We start from the raw sequence: 8,612 nt of genomic DNA, 5'->3' as shown, positions 1-8,612 counted from the left end.
ATGTATAGACTTATGTGGATGCGATACGCATCGAGAGGGGATTCATCAATCAGGCATTTAATCATTTCAATCAATTCAATCAATCCGATTTTGGACTTTTTGGGAGAAATCGACGCTTTTTGAGGGGAAAATATAGTGCAAGTTCCTGCAGTGCAGCGCCTTATCAGTTTTGCATCCACAGCTTATCATTCAATCAAATCAATCAATCTATAAATATCTCTTATACCGGCGCTTTTTGAAATGGGAAAAATTGGAAAATGCCATTAAAAAAAATGAGAGCTAATAGACAGGAGTCCAGGACATTAGTAGCTATATAACTTATTATATGAATATATGATGATATATTCATATATTAGGTTATATACTATATATCTATATATATCTATATCTTATGAGTTTTGAGCCTGTCTTGTCTTTACAGTTTTCCAGAAACCGACCGTATAAGAGATATTTATTGATTGATTGGATTGATAAACCCTGAATAACTCATAACCACCTGCCGGATATAAACTTAGTGATATTTAAGGATGATTTTAGCCATTTTCTGATTGATTGAATTGATTGGAATGATGAAAATGGGTAGGGAGAAAAATTAATACGGAATTAACGGATAAGGACGGATGGGACGGATAGAGAGATTTTAGGCTTTGTTCGTCTTCTTCTTTTTGGATTTTAAATAGCGTTCTTCTTCGCTGTAGATGCAGCCACAATACTTTTGCCGATACATTTCAGCTTCCTTGGAAAGCCGGATGCCCTCATCCCAAAGCTCGCGCCAGTCCTGATAAAAGAACTTTACGCCGTATTTGCTTGCCATTTCCTCCGCAATTTCGCAGATCAGTTCGTGCTTTTGATATTTGCTGTAGAGCAGGGTGCTGGAAAAGGCGTCACAGCCCAGTTCGATGGCGGTTTTGGCTGCCAGCTCAAGGCGCGTGCGGTAGCAGTATGCACAGCGATTGTCAATGTCGTCCGCCACATTTTGGGTGAATTCACGCAGGCCATAGTCGTCTTTCAGGATCAGTTCAAAGCCTTCCCGCGTGGCGAATTCATTCAGAGTTTTCAGTCTGGCGCGATATTCCGTGACGGGATGGATGTTCGGATTATACCACAGCACGGTGGTTTTGACGCCCTCATTTTTCAATTCGTGATAGGGCGCGATGAGGCAGGGCGCGCAACAGCTATGCAGCAGTAAATGATTAGGAACGAACACGATGCGGGATTTCTGGCGGCAAGTCCAAAGCGATTTCCACCACGCCGCCGGGTTCGCCATCACGCTGCCAAGCCTGTTGATAAATCAGGATTTTGCGTCCGTCTTGTTCGATGGTGTAAACGTGGTTTCCGCCTGCGTCAATCATATCTCGGATACGCTGCTCGGATTGGGGTTTATGGCAGGCGTAGATGCTTTTGCCAATCAAGTCCGCGCCACCATCAGAAGCGTAGGTGGCGCGGGCTTTTTCGTTCATTTCAATAATGTTGCCATCAGGGTCGATGACTGTGATGGAGGCGGGAAAATGGCTGACCCAATCAGGCATCAATCAAAATTCCTTGAGCAGGTTGGCGGCAACGATGCCGCGTTGGATTTGGTTTGTGCCTTCATAAATCTGCAAAATCTTGGCGTCACGCATCATTTTTTCCACCGGGTATTCCTTCATGTAGCCGTATCCACCCAGGATTTGAACGGCGTCGGTGGTGACCTGCATGGCAACGTCGGAAGCGTAGTATTTACACATGGCGGATTCCTTGCTGTAGTTGCGTTCTCCGCTGTCAATCATCTTCGCGGTTTGCCAAACCAGGGCGCGGGCGGCTTCAATCTGAGTCGCCATGTCCGCCAGCATAAATTGAATAGCCTGGAAGGATGAGATGGGTTTGCCAAACTGATGTCTTTCCTTGGCATATTTCACCGAAGCTTCAAAGGCGCCGCGGGCGATTCCGACAGCCTGGGCTCCCACCATGGGGCGGGATTTGTCGAAAACCTTCATCGCGGTGATGAAGCCGGTGCCTTCACGTCCCAACATGTTTTCGGCGGGAACTTCGCAATCTTCAAAAATCAGCTCACGCGTGGCTGAAGCTCGGATTCCCATTTTGTTTTCCTTTTTGCCGAAGCTGAAGCCGGGGGTGTCTTTTTCCACCACAAAACAGGAAGCGCCTCTGGCTCCCCTGCTTTTATCCGTCATCGCGAATACGGTGTAAATCCCTGCTTCGCCGCCATTTGTAATCCACTGTTTAGTGCCGTTGAGGATGTATTTATCACCCTGTTTGCGGGCTGTAGTTTCCACGGCTCCGGCGTCTGAACCGGCGTTGGCCTCCGTGAGCGCGAAAGCGGCGAGCTGCTCCCCAGCGGCGATGATGGGCAGCCATTTTTTCTTTTGCTCCTGGGTGCCGGCGATGGAGATGGGATACATGCCCAAACCTGTGGCTCCGAAAGCCAGAGAAATGCCGGCGTCCACGGAGCAGAGCTCTTCCGTGACCACAACGAGGTCTGTAACTTTGCCGCTGATGCCGTCGTATTCTTCAGGTATCAAAATGGCGAAAAGGTCGCTTTGGCGCATCACTTCCACGATGTCCCAGGGGAAGATTCCTTCTTCATCATATTTTTCGGAAAGCGGGCGCATCTTTTCATCCGCGATGCGCCGCGCTATTTCTTTCATTTCCAGTTGGTCGTCATTTAGAAAGTAGTTCATATCATAACTCCTTGATTACTGATGATTAACGATGTTTTCCAATCTTTTGGCTTCGCTTTCTCAGGTCAAGGGAAATCTTTGGGGCTTCAATCCAAAAGTAGCAATTTTCCAGGTTGGGAATTGCCATTTTTCCCCAGCGTATACAGGTATAACCCGGCTGGCAGCGCGCCCAAATCGAGGCTGTTTTCGCCTTTCATGATTTGGTGGCTTTGGATGAGTTGACCCCTGACGTTGAAAAGCTGAAACAGGGAATTATCTTCAGCGATTTGCTTGAGGTTTAACCGGCTTCCCCGGCGCAGTGGATTGGGATAGGCTTGCGCGACGGGAGTGGCGTAAACATCATCCTGAATGGATGTTACTTCGGGCGCGACCATCATGTCCGTGCTGGAAATGCCCACATAATAGCTTCCCAATGGGGAAAAATCCAGTCCGTAAACACTCACTCGCGAAGCTGAAGTCCAGTTTTGCTTTAACAAGGCCATCTTGCTGCTGTTTCCGTGCACCATAGAGGCTTCATAAGCAAGTGGATTGCCCGCGCCGTGCAAGAGGGTGTGTGTGTTTGCGTCATAGCTGTAGAGCGCGGTTGACATCCCTTCTCCGATGTAGCCGATACCGCTGGGGTTAATCCACAGTGAGCCTGGATTACCGCCAATGTCCAAACGCTTTTCCAGCGTGAGGTTGGCAAGGTTTATGATGTCCAGTTTTCCCTGGATATCGCTCCAGTCTCCGGTGCAGGAAACATGCAGATAACCATCCCAAACCCTGGCGAATTGCGGGTTTGTCCAGGTTGGAATGGTGGCTTCCACGCTGAAGGAATCCAGGTCAATAACGCTGACGGAACTATTGGCAAAGTTTTGTGCCCAACCACCTGTGTTGCAAACAAATAGCCGGTTTCCATCCGAGCAAAGACCCTGCGGGCCGGCTCCCACATTCACAGACGCCACCACGGAATTTGTTTGCAGGCTGATTTTGTAGAGCTTTTCTGTGAAAAGTCCGCTCACGTAGAGGTGTTCACCAACTTTCAGAACGGCGTAGGGATTTGATGAGCCCGCCACAGGGATGTAGCGGATGTGGGCGCCGGTTAGGCGGTTCAAAACCTGGATGGCGTTGTCTCCGGAGCAGACCACGTAAATATGCTGGTCGTCCATGTCCATCAGGTTTGGAGCTTGTCCCAGCAGGGCGAAGGAATTGTTTACGCTCCCGTTTTCGGTGTCGATTCGGGAAAGCGTTTGGGAAACGGAATTAATCACGAAGATTTCCGTGGCGGTGAGGGTTTTGGCAATAATAATTAGTGCCAAAAGGGCGATAATGTGTCTGGTTTTCATAGCGTTCTCCTTGCGCATTTTTTTGAACAGGGATTGCGCTACTTTGCCCAAGCTCACATAAACCGTATGAGCTTTGGCGTGGAGGTGGCAGGTTTCCTGGCTCGCGGCGGCCTCGAAAGTGGAGAAGCCTTCCCACGCGTGTCGCGCAGTGGCGTCTCCGGCCTGAAGTGCCGCATACAGTGGCGGTTACCGCTCCCGCTTTTCACGGGATTCCCTTTTACCTAAAAGTAGCACCATCAATTTCTGATGCCATTTTACGCGGAGGCAATTTTGTGTCAAATCCTTTGTGAGGAAAAATCACATCTCCCATTTTTTGAACAGGGCGGGATCAGTTGTATTTGATGAAAAAAAAGTGTTAATACTATAGGAATGTCCAAGTCCAAACAAGTTTGCGAACAATATCATATCAAATTTGTTATTCTCCTTGACAACTAATGTGCTTAATTATACGATGTTTTACGCAAAGATTGAACTTGCCGCCAGTATTTGTCAGGTAATGCATGAGAATGAATTGTTTTGAGCAACAACCATTTATTATTAGAGGTCCAGGACGTCAGTAAGATGAAATTATATCATTGCTACAGTAACATGGCAAGGCAGCTCCGGAGTAATCGTGAGTTGTTTCGGGCAGTCTTTGGCTTTGATCCTCCTGAAGCAAGCCGGGGTCAATATTGGGATTGGACCACCCTCGCCCTGCGGGGAAGCATGATCAGGCATTGCCGTGTGGGAATGGAAGTTCTGGATATGGGCTGTGGAGCGTATGCGGTTTTAGCCAGGTTCGCCAGAGCCAGGTTTGCATGCAAATCAATCACGGCTGTGGACATGTGTAAAGATGTTATAGACTTTGCATCAAAATCCGATTCCACTTCGTTGATCAGCTATCATCACAGTGATTTGTTTGATTGCGGATTGGGACTTTTTGATATTATCGTTTTCAATGCTCCATATCTGATGGAACAGAAAGCAGAACAATTGGGAATGATTCAAGATGAAGAATTCCGTGAACGGTTTTGCGGAGGCGCTGATGGGGGTGCCACAATCAGGAGGTTTCTCGCAGATTGTCCGAAGCACCTGAAAGATGATGGTTTAGTGCTTTTGGGGGTAAATCATTATCACATCAAAGCCGAAGTAATCCAGGCAGCCATATCAAGATCGGGTTTAAAGCCTGTCGATATCAGTTACAATCACTTCACAAAAGCTTGTGTTTATGCACTAAGGATGAAAAGCAATGCAAAGATGTAAACTATGCCTGATGCCGGATTCAGTGCCGGGGAGTAATTTTGACAGCGAAGGAGTTTGCGCTTGGTGCCGGGAGGGTTATCCACCATACACTATCTTGGGTGAACAGGCTCTCAGGAACAAATTCAAGGGTTTGGGTTCACACCAAGGCAAGGCGGATTGCCTTGTTGGACTGAGCGGAGGAAAGGATAGCACCTATGCGCTATACAGGCTGGTGAAGCACTATCACCTGAAAGCGGAAGCTTTTATCTATACCCATGGAGGCAGCCGTGATTATGCCATCCGTAATGCTGAAAAAACTTGCGCCAGATTGGGAGTTAAGCTGCATTACACATCTTTGAAAGAGAATGCTCACTCTGATGCTTTTCTCAACTATTTCAAAGCCTGGCTGGCGCATCCGGATGCCACAGCTGCAGGGATGACCTGTGTGGCCTGTAAACACCTGCACATTCTGGGTTCGAAACTGGCAACCCAGCGGAAGATTCCTTATGTGGTGTGGTCGTCCACGCCTTTGGAATACTCACCCTTTTTGGCCATCCGCCACACCGGGGATGCCAAGCATCAGTTTCAAAGGGAAGGCCTCTTGCAAAGCGGGGTTAAAATGGCCAGGGCAATGGTCTCTTCGCCCAAGTTTGCCTGGGGAGTATTGGCACAGCTGCGCACCAGTATCCTTGGATGCCTGGCTGTGTTTCCAAGTTCCTCATTTCTGCGGCTCTCCTATCCCGATGTGAAGCCAATCATGTTTTATAGTTTTGAAAAATGGAACCCCGATCACATTTTGGACACCATTACCAGCGAATTGGATTGGCAAATCCCGGCGGAAATCACAGAAGACTGGCATACAGATTGCGTTTTTAATGTGTTCAAAGAGTATATGTTTCAAAAGATGTTCGGGGTATCTTACACTGACGCCCATCTCAGTAATCAAATCCGTCACGGTTTCATCAGCCGGGAAGAAGGTAGAATCAAACTGAGGGAAAGCAAGCTGTATTATGCTGCCGCCGTAGCTCCGGCACTCCAGCAATTGGGGGCGCAAGAACTGATGTCAAAGATAGATCTCTCCTGCTTTGATGTGGAGATATAAACTTGATAGTTCTTGGAATTAATGCCTTTGGCCAGAATCCCTCCGCCGCTTTGGTAATCGATGGCAAACTGCGGGCATTCTCTCATGAAGAGCGTTTCAACCGTTTGAAGAGTTCTCACTCGCTGTTCCCGGCTCAATCACTGGCTTGGTGCCTGGGTTCCCAAAATATCAAGTTGGAAGAAGTGGATAAAATCGCCATCAATTGGGATTGTGGAAAATACCCTTACAGGATTTTGAGCAATATGGCGCGAGCCGCTGCCAGAAAGCTGTTTCAAAACCAGCCCAGGAACTCTGGGCAGGGTGATGGAATGGGGGGAGTGATAAACTATATAAACCAATATCGGCCTGCAAACTACCAAAGCATGATCTATGCAGGCTTGCGGGAGAGTGGATTCAAGGGCAGGCTCCCTGAACTGGTTTACGTTAATCATCACCTGAGCCATGCTTATCAAGCTTATTATCAGTCTGGATATCAGGATGCTTTGGTTCTGGTGGCAGATGGGCATGGGGAGGAGGCTTGTGTATCTGGATACAAAATTTACAAAGGAGAATTTACCAAGATTCTTGAGTATCCGGTTCCGTATTCTTTGGGTTGGTTTTATGGAGGATTTACCGCTTATTTGGGTTTTCACGCCAATCGGGATGAAGGTAAGCTCATGGGTCTGGCTGCCTATGGCGAAGAAAGCAAAGATGCAAACCCCTGGCTGGGGCATCTGGATAAGATTCTCAAGGTCGATAGATACGAATTTGAATTGAATCCATACTTTTTCAAGCTCGGTGGAAATTATCATCATCCCCGTTTCACAGATAAGTTGGTGAAGTATATCACCGAAATCGATCCTAAACTGGTTCCCATCGGGATCGATGAAAGGGCCGAGCATCATGGCAAAAATATCAACCGCTATCTCCTTCCGAAGTATATGGCTCTGGCCTATGCCGTGCAGACTCGTCTGGAAGAGGCTTTGCAGGCCATTGTTCGCCGGATGACACATGAAACCGGACTTAATAAGCTTTGCCTGGCTGGCGGAGTATTTATGAATTGCAAAGCCAATTATTCAATCTCTGAGATGCAGGAAGTGAAAGAGCTGTTCATACATCCGGCCGCTTCTGATGATGGCTCAGCCTTGGGAGCCGCTTACTATGTTTCCCGTCAACTGGGAGATGACCCTGGGGATCCGCTTCTGCATGTGCAGCACGGTGCCAGCTATAGCCTGGACACCATCCGTAAAGCCTTGGAAATAAGCGGTATAGAGTATCGGGAAATGCGTGACCCAGCGATTGAAACAGCCCGACTCTTGGCTCAGGGCAAGTTTGTCGGTTGGTTTCATGGTGGTGCTGAAATGGGAGCAAGAGCTTTGGGAGGACGCAGTATCATCGCCTGCCCAAACAAGGAACAAGTGAAGGATGAGATCAATGCGAAAGTGAAGTTCCGGGAATCCTGGCGCCCCTACTGTCCATCAATGACGGCTGAGCATGCAGATCAATTTCTGGTTCATGCTGTAAACAGTCCCTTCATGATCTGCGCGGACAAGGCAAAACCATTATTGGAGGAACAAGCTCCGGCTACAGTCCATGTGGATCAAACTGTGCGCCCTCAGATTGTGGCAGAAAGTGTCCTGCCCCTATGGCATCGATTGATTACAGAAACGGGAAAACTTACTGGAATACCAGTGCTGCTCAATACCTCCTTCAATGTGAGAGGCGAACCAATTGTGAATTCTCCCTTCGATGCAATCCGCACTTTTTATTCAACGGGTCTGGATGCATTGGTGCTGGAAGATTTCCTGGTGTTGAAAAGAGGACTGAAATCATGAGAAACAAGATTCATATCAGTGTTGATTTTGATTGGATTCCTGGTTCAGAACGAAGTGTGGCGAGGCTTTTCAAGATATTCGCATGTTATGATTTGCATCCCACCCTTTTTTTCACGGGAAGCTTTGCTGCGGCAAATCCCGGTATAATCTTGAAGGCTGCTGATTTAGGTTATGAAATCGGCACTCACGGCTTGCATCATGGCTTGGATGTGGAGGAAAATTTTGGGCCTGAAACCCCTTATAAAAAGCAAAAAAAACTGCTTGGCAAAGCCACGGATATCCTTGGTGACATCACTGGAAGCGCCCCACGGATTTTTCGTGCGCCTCTGTTGAAAATTTCAGAATCCACTTTCGATGTATTGGGAGAATTAGGCTATCAGGCAGATTCCTCAATCCCAGCCCGGAGATACGATTTTGGAGCAGGAAGTGTGAATGCGTTGAGATGCTTCTGTAAGCCCAGCAAAGCACATTT

At 47.8% G+C, this 8,612-nt stretch carries 8 protein-coding genes and 1 riboswitch; of the genes, 4 read left to right on the top strand and 4 right to left on the bottom strand.

Going from position 1 to position 8,612, the window contains the following annotated elements; all coding sequences use genetic code 11:
• Window positions 1-640 precede the first annotated feature (640 nt).
• From GX135_05840 to GX135_05825, 4 genes are all read right to left on the bottom strand, one after another.
• Window positions 641-1,267 carry an epoxyqueuosine reductase QueH gene (locus tag GX135_05840; protein ID NLN85606.1) on the bottom strand — a complete coding sequence of 209 codons (627 nt, stop codon included), beginning with the start codon at window positions 1,265-1,267 and terminating at the stop codon, window positions 641-643.
• The gene (locus tag GX135_05835) at window positions 1,194-1,529 is read right to left on the bottom strand and encodes a PAS domain-containing protein (GenBank protein ID NLN85605.1); all 336 of its coding nucleotides are present in this window, start codon (window positions 1,527-1,529) and stop codon (window positions 1,194-1,196) included. Before GX135_05835 ends, GX135_05840 begins: the two co-directional genes overlap by 74 nt.
• 3 nt (window positions 1,530-1,532) lie before the next feature.
• Window positions 1,533-2,678, bottom strand: a complete 1,146-nt coding sequence (locus GX135_05830; GenBank protein ID NLN85604.1) for an acyl-CoA dehydrogenase — start codon at window positions 2,676-2,678, stop codon at window positions 1,533-1,535.
• An 86-nt stretch (window positions 2,679-2,764) separates the two neighbouring features.
• Window positions 2,765-4,003, bottom strand: coding sequence for a T9SS type A sorting domain-containing protein (locus GX135_05825; GenBank protein ID NLN85603.1), 1,239 nt, complete (start codon window positions 4,001-4,003; stop codon window positions 2,765-2,767).
• A 68-nt stretch (window positions 4,004-4,071) separates the two neighbouring features.
• Window positions 4,072-4,256: riboswitch (cobalamin riboswitch) on the bottom strand.
• 263 nt (window positions 4,257-4,519) lie between these two features.
• Here GX135_05825 and GX135_05820 point away from each other — a divergent pair.
• The 4 genes from GX135_05820 to GX135_05805 all read left to right on the top strand — a co-directional run.
• Window positions 4,520-5,245, top strand: a complete 726-nt coding sequence (locus GX135_05820; protein NLN85602.1) for a methyltransferase domain-containing protein — start codon at window positions 4,520-4,522, stop codon at window positions 5,243-5,245.
• On the top strand, window positions 5,232-6,326 hold the full coding sequence (locus tag GX135_05815; protein ID NLN85601.1) for a hypothetical protein: 1,095 nt from the start codon (window positions 5,232-5,234) through the stop codon (window positions 6,324-6,326). The genes GX135_05820 and GX135_05815 overlap by 14 nt, the downstream gene beginning before the upstream one ends.
• A gap of 2 nt (window positions 6,327-6,328) precedes the next feature.
• Complete coding sequence (locus GX135_05810; GenBank protein ID NLN85600.1) at window positions 6,329-8,140, top strand: hypothetical protein; 1,812 nt, start codon at window positions 6,329-6,331, stop codon at window positions 8,138-8,140.
• The coding region (locus GX135_05805; GenBank protein ID NLN85599.1) for a polysaccharide deacetylase family protein at window positions 8,137-8,612 on the top strand (476 nt) is incomplete at its 3' end. The genes GX135_05810 and GX135_05805, both read left to right, overlap by 4 nt.

The sequence above is a fragment of the Candidatus Cloacimonadota bacterium genome, assembly GCA_012522635.1.
In the GTDB taxonomy this organism is placed as follows: Bacteria; Cloacimonadota; Cloacimonadia; order Cloacimonadales; family Cloacimonadaceae; genus Syntrophosphaera.
This window is presented reverse-complemented; position numbering and strand designations above follow the sequence as displayed.